The sequence below is a fragment of the Tamlana crocina genome, assembly GCA_040429635.1.
Classification (GTDB): domain Bacteria; phylum Bacteroidota; class Bacteroidia; order Flavobacteriales; family Flavobacteriaceae; genus Flavisericum; species Flavisericum crocinum.
The window spans coordinates 861590-876580 of record CP158972.1; the positions used below are offsets into that span (position 1 = coordinate 861590).

A 14991-nucleotide genomic window follows, 5' to 3' on the forward strand; every position below is an offset into this window, starting at 1 on the left:
GCTTCAGGCTTCCAGCTTCAAACTAAAAAAACATGAAACTAAATTCCATTATAGTAGAAGACGAAGAAACCAGTCGGGATATTCTAAAAAATTACCTTAAAAAATACTGTCCTAATGTTACGGTTTTGGGCGAGGCGGCCAATGTAGATGAAGCCTTGGTGCTAATACGGAATAACGAACTGGACTTGGTGTTTCTCGATGTGGAAATGCCCTATGGCAATGCTTTCGATTTGCTCGATAAAGTTGGCGAAATCCATTTTGAAACCGTGTTCGTTACGGCATACAACCATTACGCTATCGATGCACTAAATGCCCATGCGTCGTATTATTTAACCAAACCTATTTCCATCGACGAACTGATAAAAGCGGTAGATTATGTTTCTGAAATAAAAACTAAGGAACAAGCCTTGCAAGACCAAATATTAGTGCCCAAAACCAATGCCGTAAACGGAAAAATAACCATTCCGCAATTGGACGGTTTCGAGGTGTTGAATACTGCGGATATCTTATATTGCAAAGCCGATGATAATTACACCGAAATTTACCTGAACAACAACAAGAAAAAAATAGTGAGCAAAACCCTAAAATATTTTGAAGATATTTTAAGCGATGGCTGTTTTGCTCGGGTGCACAAATCGTATTTGGTAAACGTCAACGAAGTGGTAAAGTATGTAAAGGGGAAGGGTGGTAGTGTTGTACTCAGCAATGGTAAGGAAATTATGGTTTCGGCTTCAAAAAAATCGGGTTTGTTATCTTATTTTAAGTGATTAAAAACGCAGCTAAATGACAGAAAAAGACAAATTGGCCGCCCAACGTACTTATATCCTTTTAGGGGCATTGTTTATTACTTCGTTGGTGGTGTCGAATCTTATTTTTCAAAAGTTTTTTTATTGGTATCCGTTCGATATTGAGATTTTTGGAGGTAAGCTTTTTGAAATTTCAGTGGGTATTTTGCCTTATCCCATCACATTTTTAATTACCGACTTAATTAGTGAGATTTACGGAAAAAAACGGGCCAACGATGTGGTGGTAACCGGTATTTTTGCCTCCCTGTTTTCGTTGCTGATTATTTATGTGGCCAGTGTGGTGCCCGCCACGTCGTGGTCGTACGTTAACGATAGTTTGTTTGCCAAGGTGTTTGGCAATTCGGCCATTGCGGTTTTTGCCAGTATGCTTACGTATTTGTTTGCCCAGTTTGTCGATATTCAGGTTTACCATTTTTGGAAACGACTTACAAAAGGAAAACACTTGTGGTTGCGCAATAATTTTTCAACCTGGTTTTCGCAGTTTGTAGATACGTTTACTATTGTGTTTTTACTGTGTTCATTCGGTATTATTGAATGGGAAAATTTTAAAGGTTTGCTAGTGAGCGGCTTTTTGTTTAAAGTGATTGTAGCAGCCTGCGACACCCCTTTATTGTATTTGGGGGTGTACCTCTTAAAAAAGCGATTTAAGCTCAAAACCGGCGAAGAAATCGACCTCCTTTAACGGTATGCATTAATATATTTAGCGGTTAGGTTAAATATTTATTAAACTTTTTATTTACTTCGTCGTAGAATCTATTTACAACGTATATTTCTATAAATATTTCCCCGATGAAAAAAGCCTTAAAAATAATAGGAATCACCTTTTTGATAATAATAACCTTGCTGTTGGTTGTGCCTTTTGCCTTCCAAGGAAAAATCAAGGATATGGTAAAACAATTGGTTAATCAAAACCTAAATGCCCAAGTGGAATTCAGCGATGTGAGCTTGAGTTTTTTACGCAGTTTTCCGCAAGCCCATGTTGGGGTTTCAGATTTAACCATTACCAATTTTGAACCGTTTAAGGACGAAAAATTGGCCACGGCAAAAAATATAGCGTTTACCATGTCGGTTAAGGAACTGTTTAAAAAACCGAGCGATGGCCCCATAGTGGTCAATTCCATTGTAATAGACGAAGCGCTTCTTAGCTTAAAAACCGATAAGTTTGGCAATGTGAATTACGATATTGTCAAGGAAAACGAAAATGCTTCCGAAGCAGAAAGCAGTAGCGATTTTGCTTTTGATGTGGAAGATTACGCCATAAACAAAAGTGCTTTTACCTACATTGATGAAGTGTCTAAAATGCAGATTGATGTGACCGAGCTAAACCATAGTGGGCACGGTACGTTTTCGGCGGAAACTTCAGAATTGGATACCAAAAGTGAAGCCCATGTGAGTTTTACTATGGACAGCACCAATTACCTAAACAGTAACCCCGTAAAATTGGATGCGTTGATTGGTTTGGATTTGGAAAACAGCAAATATACCTTCAAGGAAAACAAAGGTTTTATTAACGATTTGCCGTTGGAATTTCAAGGCTATGTGCAATTGTTGGAGGAAGGACAGAAAGTGTACATCACTTTTAAAAATCCCGAATCGGATTTTAAAAATTTCTTGGCCGTTATTCCAAAAACCTATTCCAAAAACATTGAAAATGTGGAGACCACGGGCGATTTTAAAGTAGTTGGAGCCATTCAAGGTATGGTGACCGATGAAACCATTCCGAATTTGGATATTACGATTACTTCGAACAACGCTTCGTTTAAATATCCCGAGTTACCCAAAAAGGTTGAAAATATCGTCATCAATACCAGCATTAAAAACACCACCGGAATTGCAGATGATACCTATGTGGATATCCAAACCTTGAATTTTAAAATTGATAACGACGTTTTTAAATCTTCGGCGACCATAAAAAACCTTACCAAAAATATGTTGGTAAACGCCCAATTGGACGGGGTTATCAATTTGGCGAACCTTACTAAAGTATATCCCATTGAATTGGAAAATCAACTGACCGGAATTTTAAGAGGAAAGTTGAATACGTCTTTCGATATGAATGCCATTGAAACCAATGCCTACGAGCGCATAAAAAATAATGGTGAAGTGAGCATTACCGATTTTGTGTTTTCTTCGGAAGACATGGTACATCCTTTTCATATTACCCAAGCCAATATGGCTTTCAACCCCGGCACGGTAACGTTGAATGGTTTTAAGGCCAAAACTGGCGATAGCGATATCAATGTAACAGGAAGCATAAAAAACCTATTGGGCTTTTTATTGAGTGATAACACCTTGAAAGGGAATTTTAACTTAACGTCTAATTTGTTTAAGGTGAACGATTTTATGGCCGAAGACACCGAAACAAAAACAACTTCTGAAACCACAGGCAGCGCTGAATCACTGAAAATTCCTGCCTTTTTAGAGTGTGTGGTCAATGCAAAAGCCAATACCGTAGTTTACGATAATTTGAATTTAAAGAATGTTACGGGGCAGCTATATATAAAAGACCAACAGGCAACCTTGGAAAATTTAACCTCCAGTATTTTTGATGGCGCATTGTCTGTTTCGGGCGATGTGTCCACAAAAGGAAAAACACCCACTTTCAACCTCAATTTAGGAGCGAACGGTTTTGATATCTCTCAATCGTTTAAAGATTTGGAATTGTTGCAAAACTTGGCGCCCATAGCCAATTTGTTACAGGGTAAATTGAATACCGAACTTAAGCTGTCGGGAAATTTAAACAATGAATTTTCTCCCGATTTAAGCAGCGTTTCGGGTAACGCTTTGGCTGAATTACTCACCACAAAAATAAACGCCGAGCAGAGTAAACTGTTAAGTAAATTGGATGGTGCATTGGATTTTGTCGATTTCAACCAAATTGATCTAAAGGATTTAAAAACCAAACTATCATTTGCCGACGGAAAAGTAAGCGTTCAACCTTTCGATTTAAAGTACAAGGATATTGGCATTACGGTTTCGGGTTCGCACGGATTTGATAAATCGGTGGGTTACAATGCGGTGTTTAACGTGCCGGCCAAATATCTGGGCAGTGAAGTGAATAGGCTTATCGGGAAAATCAACGAAGCCGAAGTGAATAATATGAGCATTCCGGCAACGGCCAATATTACAGGGAATTTAACCAACCCGACGGTGAAAACCGATTTAACCAGTGGTGTAAAAAAACTTACCCAGCAACTTATAGAAATTGAAAAACAAAAATTGCTCAATCAAGGTAAAAACAAAGTAAAAGATTTAATTGGTGGTGTAATTGGTTCGAACAAAACCAAAACCGACTCTATTAAAGAAAAGCAAAATAACACCGTAAAAGATGTGCTGAAAGATATTGTTAAAGGCAACTCGTCAGAAACCAAAGATTCTACTCAAACTAATTCTACTTCAAAAAATATAAAGGATGCTTTGAGCGGTTTGTTTGGAAATAAAAAAGCGAAGGATACGGTTAAGTAAGCACTCAAGCTTATTTAGCCCTTTTTTGCAGTTTTGTTGTATCAGTCATTTTATCAATAACAATTTTTGGGTTTTCGTAGAGATAAATAGCGCTGGTTCCGCTGGCTTCGATATTAATGCTGTCCATAACTTCTAGGTAAGCATCACTACCAATATTAGAAATAATGCTACAAGAATTGATGGTGAAGTTTTTGCCATCAAATTGAGAATAGTTGTCTTGTTCCAGTTTGGCGATATTGCACGAACCTTCAATTTCGGCATTGGCTCGTTGGTACAAAGTCCCCGAAAAATTAACCGTATTTACCAATGCTTCCAGTTTGCTGTTACCGCTTAAAAGTATGTTGCTGTTTTCGCAGGTTAGGTTCAATTTTAGCTTTGCTCGGTCATCGGCTTCAAGATTTAAGTTGTTGGTTTTTATGGTCAATCCCACTTTTGACGACCCTTTGGCCACCACGTTTGCATCCGTTAAATTTAAAGTGGTCAACGATAAAATTTCGGCATCGTTCGTGGTTTTAATGTGTTTCAAATAACCGTTGTAAGCCACTTTTATGCGTAACGTTTTTTCTCTTAGGCGTGCTTTTTTGTTGAATGTTAGTACGCTATCAATTACATTAAATTCAATGTACTCATGTAAATTTTCGTCCGTTTCAATTTCAACCGATGGTATTTGATTAAAAATAATCTCCACGTCAAAATCTTCATCCAAATCAATAGTATGAAAAGTGCCGACCTCGGTTTTTGCTATGGTAACATTTCTGTTTCCCTTTATTTTTTCTTGCGCTTCAACAGTGAAAACACTGAAAAAGATGAAGAGGTAAAGTAGATTTATTCTCATCGACGTTCGTTTTTTATTAGACCCACGATATAAAAATAGTCACTTAAAATAAAAAAACTCCAAAAACAATGAATGTTATGGAGTTTTTGAGGGTTGGTACAGTTTTTATTTGCGTTTAATATTCCCCGAAGCGCTATCGTTTTTTTCCACTTTTTCAGGGTTGCCATAATATTTTATATCGCCACCACTTGTGGCTTTCGCTGTAAGTTCTTTTGAGGTGTTTACGGTAATATCGGCGCCGCTGGTAGCTTTTACTTCGCTCGATTCGGCCATTAAATCAGCCGCTTGTATATCGCTTCCACTGGTAGCTTCGGCAACTAGTTTGGTGGTTTTTCCCGATAGGCGCATATCGCTACCACTGGTCGATTTACAGGTTAAAACGGCTGTGTCCACATCCAAACTCATGTCACTTCCGCTGGTCGATTTTAAATTCAATTGCTCTGCAGTAATGGTGTTTGTTGAACTCACCTCACTACCGCTGGTAGAAATGATTTCTGAAACTATAGAAAAGCTCACCCGAATGTTCTTTGCTGTTGCTTTACCAATTTGCGATTTGGTGTGGATTTTTAAAACACCATTTTCAACATCAGTTAAAATGAGTTCCTGAAGATTTTCGTCGGCTTCAACGCTAATGCTTTCGGTTTTGCTTTGCGTTAAAATAACGTTGAGTCCTTCCGTAGCTTTAATGGTTGAAAACCCTTCGGTAATAGGTCTGTCGGTGGTAATCACCTGTCCGTTGCCTTTAACGCCCGGGTTAAAGGACATATCGAAATTACATGAAAAAAGCACGAGGCTTAAAATGAATGTCACGATAATTTTGATTAATGTGGTCATAACTGTTCGTTTTTTGATTGATTTTTTTGTTTGATGTTCAAATATCCTTTAAAATAGTTTTGATGAGTAACTTAAATATCTGAGTTGTTGTTTTTTGATGATGAATTGTTATTCCGATTCCAGATTGACGCCATCCGAATTGATGTTTAATTTCACCTCTTCCGATTCGGCCTTTATACCATTCTTGTCAATTTTTACATGGGTCTCGTCGGAGTTTATTTCAATGCCCTCGTCATTAATTTTTACTTTGGGCGTTTTTATGTTGATTTCAACGGTGTCTTCCTCTGGGCAATCCAAACACTCGCTATCTTCATCGAGAATTTTTACGTAATGGTTGGTGTGTTCCCTTAAAACCAGATTGCCGTTATACCTGCGGTGATGAATAAAGGCCTTGGTGCTGTTGTTAAAGTAAACCAAGGTGTTTTCGGGCAAGTAAAGTATCACGTCAACTTTTTGTTCTCTAAATTTGTTTTTAGGATTTGTGGTTAAATAAGAGTTGAAGGTGAGCGTGTTGTTGTTCAGTTCAAAACCGTAATTGATGCTTTTTGCTCTCTTTATGGCGGTTTCATAATCTCGGCCATCAGCAGTTTTTTCAATAGCTATAGTGGCCACCGAATCGGTAGTTGATTTTACCAATAAGTTGATGTCAGATGAAAATAATACTTTATCTCCGTTTTCGTCATGGGCCAATTTAAAGTTATCGCTGTATCTATGACTATGCGGATTAAAATTATCATGACCAATCATTTTTACATTCAAGGTGTCACTGGTGGTAATAGGCAATTCCGTTTTTTCAATAAAGGTTTCCTCAAAAGTATGCTCGCTGGCTTGTCTAACCCCTATAAAAATCAAGGAAATTATCGAAATAATCCATAGCCCTAGTAGGCTGAATTTAGCAACGCTGCCTATAGATTTAAGGTTGTTAATTAAAATTTTAAGCCCTAAATAGAAAAGAAAAAAGAAAGGGATTCCTATTGCAAAAAAGACTATTATTGACCCTAGCCCAATAGGTACCCCACTGGTTGCAAAAAAATCGGCTATGTCAACCCCAGGCAGATGTGCTGTGTCTATTATTCCCATTAAAAACAGCCCAATAATCAAAGCGATTAAAGCCGAAGCGCCGACAAAAATTAAAAACACGCCTACCAGTTTGGCGAACACTTTTAGAAAAAACATAATCACATCGGCCAGGGTGTCGAAAAACGAACGGCTAGACGACTTTATGGAATTAGCTCCTTTTTTTACATCCACTTTTTTCGCGGCATTGCTTACTGAATCCGATACGTTTTTCGCTACATCGCTCACCGTTTCGGTTACGGAATCAAACCCGTCTTTAATTTTTTTTTCAATGTTACTGATGTTAACCGGCTCACCCGTCATCATTAGTTTTTCGGCTGTGGTATTGGCTTCGGGTACTAAAATCCAAAGCAAGATGTAAAGTAGTACGCCCGTTCCGGCACCAAAAATAAGCAGTACCCAAGCCAAACGGATCCAAATAGCGTCAATGCCAAAATAGTGCGCTAAACCAGACGATACTCCGCCAATGTATGAGTTGTCGGTATCACGGAACAGTTTTTTTGAAGCTTGACTTCGGCGCTTGTATGTGGCTTGCGGTTCGTCTTCGAAAATCTCGTCGTCCACCAAATAGTCTTCCGGCTGACCCATTATGGAGATCACCTCGTCCACTTCCTTAATGCGGATTACCTGTTTGTCGTTTTGTACACGCTCGTTAAAAAGTTCGGCAATACGGGCTTCTATGTCGGCTATAATTTCGGCACGACCTTGCGAGTCGGTAAATGAACGTTTTATAGCCTCCAGATAGCGCTGTAGTTTTAGGTACGCATCTTCATCAATATGAAAAAATATACCTGCTAAATTTATGTTGACTGTTTTATTCATTTTTTTGTGTTTTTTTGGCTAGTTACAATGTTTACTGCGTTACGTAATTCGTTCCAAGTGGTATCCAGTTCGTTCAGAAAAAGTTTGCCCGTTTCCGTGAGTCCGTAATATTTCCTTGGTGGTCCAGAGGTGCTCTCTTCCCATCTGTAGTTTAAAAGTCCGGCGTTTTTTAACCGCGTCAATAACGGGTAAATGGTGCCTTCAACCACTAGCAGCTTGGCGTCTTTAAGCGTGTCCAGAATTTCTGCAACATAAGCGTCTTCGTCTTTGAGGACCGACAATATGCAGAATTCCAAAACGCCCTTGCGCATTTGTGCTTTTGTGTTTTCTATCTTCATGTTCTAAAGCATTTTAATTTGATGAAACTGTTCATTTTTTGATTGATTATTGATGATTATTTTTGATGAAATTTTTACTCTTTTGGCGTTACCCTTCGGGTCGGGCTTTCCGCTATATCTTTTAAAACGTCATTGCGAGGACGAAGGACGAGGCAATCTGTAAAATGCAAACTCAAAACAACCTTTTGTAATATTTATGTTTTAAAAGGATGCCACTTCAATCCCTAACGCAATGCACAACTTTATTCATACTTCTACTTTAAAAATGTTATGGTCAACGGATATTTAAAAACCTCGCCATCGCGGGCTTTCAAACTCGCTTTAACAATAAGCACCAATTCAATTATAAAAGCGATAATGGCTAATGCCCCTAAAAACCCGCCCAAATATAAAAGGGGCGAAGGCTTGCCGATGCTAATGTGGAAATTGTTAAATCCGTTAAAATCTATAAAATCGAAACCGCTAAACATTTTAAATAGAAAAAACGGAACAGTAATCGCTCCCAATATTAAGGCGTACAATAAAATACTCAACTGAAAATTGATGGCTTGCTTGCCGTTGGCATCGATAAATTCCGATTTATCTTTATTAATTACCCACAGTACAATGGGACCAACAAAATTTCCAAACGGAATAAAAAACCGAGCAAAAGTCGATAAGTGAATAAAGGTGGCGATGTTTTTTTGGTGATTGTCCAACATGATTTTTTTGATTGATATTTAAAACATATAATAGTTTCTTATGCAAATATATGTCTAAAAACAGGTACTTTGTTACGCATAGTACCTAAAATTAACATAATATTAACAATTGAGGCTTCTTGAAAATTTCATAAATTAGTGAAAATTTAAAACCTAAAATATGCTGCTAACGCCCAGAAAAATAAACGCTTTCAATATGCTTAAACTGCCGTCGGCCTATTTGTGCGGCATTAGGGCCAAACAGATTGATAGCGAAAAATGTGTGGTAACCGTAAAGCATAGGTGGATTAACCAGAATCCATTTAAATCGATGTTTTGGGCGGTACAAGGCATGGCGGCAGAACTGGCAACAGGTGCTTTGGTATTGGCTAAAATTCAGGAATCGGGTAAAAAAGTGTCCATGTTGGTTACCTCAAACAAAGCTGTTTTTACTAAAAAGGCCACCGGAAAAATCACCTTTACCTGCAACGACGGAAACCTAATTGACGATGCCCTAAAAAAAGCCATTAAAACGGGAGAGGGGCAAACCTTTTGGATGACATCGGTCGGGGTGAATGAAGAAGGTGTTGAAGTGTCGACCTTTAATTTCGAGTGGAGTATTAAGGTGAGGCAGTAAACAAGTAAGTAGTTTGCAGTCGCAATGTTCGGTAATTTGTTCGTCACTCTGAGCTTATTTAAGGGTTTCATAAAATGGGGAAAGATTTATAATGTAATGCTGAAAAAATTCCGATAGCTATCGGAACAGCAAGACGGTCTGCTCTAATATTTTTTGGAAGCCAATACGCGATAGAATTTAAATGCTTTGCGCCTTTGCGAGAGTACACAAAGTGTGAAGCACGAAGCTTGAAGTTGTTTATTGGAATTTGAAAAGCAATGTAACAAAACCAATAACTATTCAACTAATAAACAGTTAAACACATAAACATCAATTAAAAATGACAGCACACGAAATTGACTATAGAATTTACGGTGAAGAAATGCAGTATGTAGAAATAGAGCTCGACCCACAAGAAGGCGTAATTGCCGAAGCGGGCAGCTTTATGATGATGGACGACGGTATTAAAATGGAAACCATTTTTGGAGACGGTTCACAAAAAGACAGTGGTTTTTTAGGAAAAATACTGGGTGCCGGAAAACGGATTTTAACAGGCGAAAGCCTTTTTATGACGGCCTTTTACAGTACACTACCCGGAAAACGTAATGTGTCGTTTGCCTCGCCTTATCCAGGGAAAATCATTCCTATCGATTTAACTCGATTTGGAGGCAAGTTTATTTGCCAGAAAGATGCTTTTCTTTGCGCCGCCAAAGGGGTTAGTGTTGGCATTGAGTTTTCAAAACGATTGGGTCGCGGACTTTTTGGTGGTGAAGGTTTCATTATGCAGAAACTGGAAGGCGACGGGATGGCCTTTGTGCATGCCGGGGGTACTATGGCCATGAAAGAACTAAAGGCGGGTGAAACATTGCGAGTAGATACGGGCTGTATTATTGGTTTCGACCAATCAGTGGATTATGACATTGAGTTTGTAGGAGGTATAAAAAATACAATTTTTGGTGGAGAGGGCTTGTTCTTTGCTAAGCTTCAAGGACCAGGTACGGTGTATATTCAATCCTTACCCTTTAGCCGATTGGCTGGTCGCGTTTTGGCATCCGCGCCGCGGGGTGGCGGAAAAGATAAAGGCGAGGGCAGTATCTTGGGCGGTCTAGGCGATTTGCTGGATGGTGATAATAGGTTTTAGACCTTTTTTTATAAGTAATAAAGAAAAGCCAAAAGTTGTAGTTTTTAAACAGCTTTTGGCTTTTTTGTATGATTAGTGTTTTACAAATTTTATGCGTCCAGTTTTATTTTTACTTTTTAATGAAACCTGTAAAAAGTAGACCCCATCATTGAAATTAGAAAGGTTTATAAACCTGTTGCTAGGTGCATTTATTTTTAAGGCCTCTTGGCCAACAATATTATAAATACTGAATGATTCAATGTTTTCAATGGGTTCTTCAGAATGGAATTGTAAAATTTCTGTATCCGGTTTGTAAGATATAAAGTTGTTTTTTGCTTCAATTTTGTTTAAATCCAATAGTGCTTCATCTTGGAACACAATGGCAAATCGATTTTGCTCAGAACCTTTACTTAAATAAAGCGGAACTCCTCCAGTTTTCAAATTGTAATATTTGTTTTCAGCATAATCCACTAGAAAAATAGGCAAATCATCAGGAATATTTTCAGTGTTACTAATGGAGAGCTTGTATGTCCCTGAGTTAGAAATATCCATGCCTAGTTGCAATATGTCTTTCTGGTTTAGTTCAGGTAGCCCTTGTATCATTAATTTTTTGCCGTCTTGTAAATGCCAGTACGTGATGTTGTTAAAATCATCATATAGTTTGGCTTCAAAACCTTGGTCGTAGCCGTAAGTGGTTCGTTCATCGTAACCTAATCCAATGGTTTTAATGAGCTGATTGGGGGTTTCGAAAGCAAACCAAATTTTTGGTCTTTGGTCGGGCTTTTCTTCTTGTTTGCTTGTGTTGTTCTGTTGCCTGTAAAAAACGGTTTCATTTAAAGATTCGCGTTCAAAGCTACGCTGGGCGTTGTTGAACTCTAAAGTGCCGCCCAAAAAAGTTTTTATAAAGAATCCTTGCCCAGGTGGAATGTAACGGGTTGGCGCAGGCTTGCTTGAGGAACCATTGCCGCTGGTTAACCCTGAAGCATCAGCAGTTGCGGGTAAAGACAACAACAAGGTTAGGGTGGAATAGCCACCTTGATAATCTTTTAAGTAGTGGCTGTTGTTGGTAGTAAACGATTCCCAAAAATGCAACCCGCCATCAATGACGAAAAGATTATCGAAAATAAATTGATAGGCATCAATGGCAGAAGGGTAGGGATTGCCTGTTAAAAACTCGGTGTTTGCAGAAATATTGTATGTGTAATTTCCGCTGTTGGGTGTTCCCCTAAATACATATCCCTGTATTGATGTAGCTGCACCAGACCCCTTCATGGTATAGCCTGTTGCTGGTAAAATATTACTAGTGGTTGATAGCTGGTTCCATTGGTAATAGTTGTTCGCTGTTCCGTTAAAACTGTATAGCCATTGGTTGCTAATTGTGATGGGCGATGTTGAAGGATTGGCATTTAAGGCACTGGTGAAATTCATCACGCCGTTGTTGTCTTCCAAATACCCAATTTGCCAAAAGCCGTTTCTGTTTACGGGAGCGCTCCAATAATTGTAATTGTACAAATTTGTGGTGCCTTGTTGCCTTTGAAGCAAAAAACCGTCACCCGAGTTAGAGCTCGTGCCTGTGTGGTTTTGTATGAGTTGGGCTTCCCCATTTAGGTCAATCATACCGTTTGTGTTAATGTTGATGGCGTTTTCGGTTTCTAACAGAATGCCATCTTCAACGATTAAAGTGGCGCCGTTTTCAATTTCAATTTCCCTCACATGGGCATCAAAAGTTAAGTAGGCATCTGCATCGCTTTTTATGGTTAACTTTAAACAAGAATCGGTGTCGCCTGGGGCATTTCCAGTACCTGAACCATTATGGAAATTTGAACCATCCCAAACAATTTGGTCGGTGTAACGCAATGTAAAATAGTGGTTGCTGTTAAAACTAACACCGGTTGCCGTGGCTGTAGTACCAGAAACAGCCAGGTCGTAAACCTCGTTTGGAGACGAGAAATCGTAGTTGTTGTCGATGACTAACTGTAGCGGGGAACACCCATTAAAACCAGTTAAATCAATGGTGCTAATATCAAAAGATAGTGTAACGGTGCCAATATCCCCACGTCTGCTAACCCGCCATATGGAATTTAATTGCTCGGTGTAATCACTCGAATTTGTCGAAAAGTTATAAGTAGGATTTAAAGTTTCTTCTCCCCAGAATAAATATTCGTCATTATCAAGATCGGAAGGGTTACTCATTCTAACAATACCCGTGCCTTGCGAATCGGTATGGTTACTGCCATCAGAAGCTTGGCCAATACCGGCGACATGGTGGTCAAAATTACCATTTCCGGGGTTGTCTTCATTGTAATAATCTTCCGAAGTTAACGACGTGTTATACTTGGCCGATAAATAATTATTGATGATAATGCGCTGAGCGGTATTCACTTTCTCTTTAAAAATGACCAATTCGGTAGCATCACCAGAAAACCCGTTAGATCCAGAGGTGTTTGCGCCTAAATTAAATCGTTGTGTGGCATGCGAACTATAAGTTGAGGTATTGGCTCTGCTCTGTAGTAAACTTTGGTCTCTGTATAATTGTTTTCCGGTTGTAGGGTGTGCATCGTAAGCCCAAATGGAATATGATGTTAAATTGCTCAATCCGCCAACTTGTATTCTGGCGTCAGTACTGCAGCAAGTACCAATATCGTAATAAACCGTTCCATTCCAAGGTATGTGGCAAGAAAACCGTGTGCTGCCCACCAAGGGGTCAGTGGTGTAAACAGATGATTGTTGTGTGGTGTTATCGGCTCTTGTAACAATAAACGACGAGGCTTGGTTGGTAATAAAGTTGGAAGTAGTAAGGGTAAGCCCAGTTCTCAATCGGTTACTGCCATTAAAACTTACTTCGTCGTAGCCATTCAAGGCATTGGTGACCAATGTAGGGCGCTGTGCCCCCGTTTCGCTAATATCAAAATCTGAAATTCCGGCCGAGTTTTCCCATCCGTCTACTGAGTTTCCAGAGGTTGAAATACCGTTGTCTGGCCTGTACCAAATAATAAGGTTTGATGAACCGTTATTGGTGCCAACGCCGCCAGGGCCAGTTTGCGAATACGTTTTATAAAAACATGCAAATGTGAAAACTATCGAAAATAATTTAAAAACATTCATAGTGAGAGAAACAATGAGGGTTGTATTAAAATATTTTTAAAAACAAAAAAGATTGTTTAGAGGTATAGACACGCACTAAACCAAATATGTCACATAGGCGTCAAAAAAAGTGATGGGATATCATAATATAATAGCAATTTACAGGGTTTGTTTTGAGAGACTGTAATGTGAAGTAAATGTAAACATTTTTTTTAAAGCGGGTTTAAAATTTACTTGACTGATATGCAGTTAGTTGTGTTGATTATGCTAAAGTTGAAATTGATATAAAAGGACTAAAACGTTAATTTTGCTTTAAATTTAAATCAGGCCTCGATAAGTTTATTTTTTTTATTAAATTTATGTGCTTTAAAAAAATAAGGCTTAAATAACAAATCTACTTTTATAAATTTAATACCTAAAAAACCCTAAAAATATGGCAAGAGCAATGCTTGAGTATACCAAAACTATTCTTAATAAGGTGAGTTTTGATGCAACGTTGTTTTGCAGAGAAGTACAAAAGGCAGTACAACGATTACTGCCTTATGAGATTGAAGAACTTAAAGAGTTTATTCATTCTTTAGTACGGCAAAACCCAGAATTAAATCAATGTTTGATTTATTTAAAACCATAAAAAATGAGCGGCTTATAGCCGCTTTTTTTATTGAACTCGTTTAAACTTTTTCAATTGTCTAAAAAATTGTCCTTTTTACCCATTTTTTGCTTTTTTTCTTTCCGTAGCGATGCTATGCAACTCAAAAAAATCTTCAACTGGGCAAAAAATGCCTGATTTTCACTTCTATCCAAAAAGTTTAAACGAGTTCATTGTAAAACTATTGGCTTGATGTATATTTGCAAAAAAAAATATTCTGAAAAAATATATAGCCATATTGTTTGTTTTAGTGCTTTCGGCACGACCTATGTATTACATGGGGCAAATGGCATATTACGAATTGAATATCGACTACATTATAAAGACTTATTGTGTAAATGTTGATAAGCCCGAAATGCAGTGTAACGGAAAGTGCCACTTGGCCCAACAACTGCAAATCGATGCGAACAATTCTAGTGACGGCGATGCCAATAGTACGGCTGTGGTTTTAGAGTGTTTTTATCCGGTTTTTAGTGCCGAACAAGATTATATTTTTCCAACATATTTTCAAGTGTTGCCTCTCAAAAATAAATTAGATTACTACACCAATTCGTATGCATTTCTTCGTGAAATGTCACTCGAAAAACCACCCAATTGTAAGGTTTAAAATTCCAAATTTATAAGACTAGCCATTATAGTTTTATGGTTGTTCTTTATTGATGTAA

The 14991-nt window shown here is 38.2% G+C and carries 13 protein-coding genes; 7 read left to right on the top strand and 6 right to left on the bottom strand.

Annotated features, from left to right (window positions below):
* Positions 1–32: 32 nt before the first annotated feature.
* The 3 genes from ABI125_03830 to ABI125_03840 all read left to right on the top strand — a co-directional run bounded on the left by ABI125_03830 (position 33) and on the right by ABI125_03840 (position 4271).
* A complete protein-coding gene (locus ABI125_03830) occupies positions 33–767 on the top strand; it encodes a LytTR family DNA-binding domain-containing protein (GenBank protein ID XCF06995.1) in 735 nt (244 codons plus the stop codon).
* Positions 768–783: 16 nt separating this feature from the next.
* Positions 784–1488: a queuosine precursor transporter gene (locus tag ABI125_03835; protein XCF06996.1), complete on the top strand. Its 705-nt coding sequence runs from the start codon at positions 784–786 to the stop codon at positions 1486–1488.
* A 107-nt stretch (positions 1489–1595) separates the two neighbouring features.
* Complete coding sequence (locus ABI125_03840) at positions 1596–4271, top strand: AsmA-like C-terminal region-containing protein (GenBank protein XCF06997.1); 2676 nt, start codon at positions 1596–1598, stop codon at positions 4269–4271.
* A 10-nt stretch (positions 4272–4281) separates the two neighbouring features.
* On the opposite strand, the gene ABI125_03845 is transcribed toward ABI125_03840, so the two are convergent.
* The 5 genes from ABI125_03845 to ABI125_03865 all read right to left on the bottom strand — a co-directional run bounded on the left by ABI125_03845 (position 4282) and on the right by ABI125_03865 (position 8878).
* A complete protein-coding gene (locus ABI125_03845) occupies positions 4282–5106 on the bottom strand; it encodes a DUF2807 domain-containing protein (protein ID XCF06998.1) in 825 nt (274 codons plus the stop codon).
* A gap of 105 nt (positions 5107–5211) precedes the next feature.
* Entirely contained in the window at positions 5212–5940 is a 729-nt protein-coding gene (locus tag ABI125_03850) for a head GIN domain-containing protein (GenBank protein ID XCF06999.1), read from the bottom strand.
* A 108-nt stretch (positions 5941–6048) separates the two neighbouring features.
* Positions 6049–7839, bottom strand: coding sequence for a PspC domain-containing protein (locus ABI125_03855; protein ID XCF07000.1), 1791 nt, complete (start codon positions 7837–7839; stop codon positions 6049–6051).
* On the bottom strand, positions 7836–8177 hold the full coding sequence (locus ABI125_03860; protein ID XCF07001.1) for a PadR family transcriptional regulator: 342 nt from the start codon (positions 8175–8177) through the stop codon (positions 7836–7838). Before ABI125_03860 ends, ABI125_03855 begins: the two co-directional genes overlap by 4 nt.
* 254 nt (positions 8178–8431) lie before the next feature.
* Positions 8432–8878 (bottom strand): DUF4870 domain-containing protein, encoded by a 447-nt coding sequence (locus ABI125_03865; GenBank protein XCF07002.1) that lies wholly within the window; start codon positions 8876–8878, stop codon positions 8432–8434.
* A gap of 160 nt (positions 8879–9038) precedes the next feature.
* On the opposite strand from ABI125_03865, the gene ABI125_03870 reads away from it, so the two are divergent.
* Both ABI125_03870 and ABI125_03875 read left to right on the top strand, forming a co-directional pair.
* Positions 9039–9494, top strand: coding sequence for a DUF4442 domain-containing protein (locus ABI125_03870; GenBank protein ID XCF07003.1), 456 nt, complete (start codon positions 9039–9041; stop codon positions 9492–9494).
* Between the two features lie 319 nt (positions 9495–9813).
* A complete protein-coding gene (locus ABI125_03875) occupies positions 9814–10614 on the top strand; it encodes a TIGR00266 family protein (protein ID XCF07004.1) in 801 nt (266 codons plus the stop codon).
* 72 nt (positions 10615–10686) lie between these two features.
* Here ABI125_03875 and ABI125_03880 read toward each other — a convergent pair whose 3' ends face one another.
* The gene (locus tag ABI125_03880) at positions 10687–13698 is read right to left on the bottom strand and encodes a T9SS type A sorting domain-containing protein (protein ID XCF07005.1); all 3012 of its coding nucleotides are present in this window, start codon (positions 13696–13698) and stop codon (positions 10687–10689) included.
* Positions 13699–14110: 412 nt separating this feature from the next.
* On the opposite strand from ABI125_03880, the gene ABI125_03885 reads away from it, so the two are divergent.
* Together ABI125_03885 and ABI125_03890 are read left to right on the top strand one after the other, a co-directional pair.
* The gene (locus ABI125_03885; GenBank protein XCF07006.1) at positions 14111–14308 is read left to right on the top strand and encodes a hypothetical protein; all 198 of its coding nucleotides are present in this window, start codon (positions 14111–14113) and stop codon (positions 14306–14308) included.
* Positions 14309–14564: 256 nt separating this feature from the next.
* Positions 14565–14933 (top strand): hypothetical protein, encoded by a 369-nt coding sequence (locus ABI125_03890; GenBank protein ID XCF07007.1) that lies wholly within the window; start codon positions 14565–14567, stop codon positions 14931–14933.
* The last annotated feature ends 58 nt before the right edge of the window (positions 14934–14991 follow it).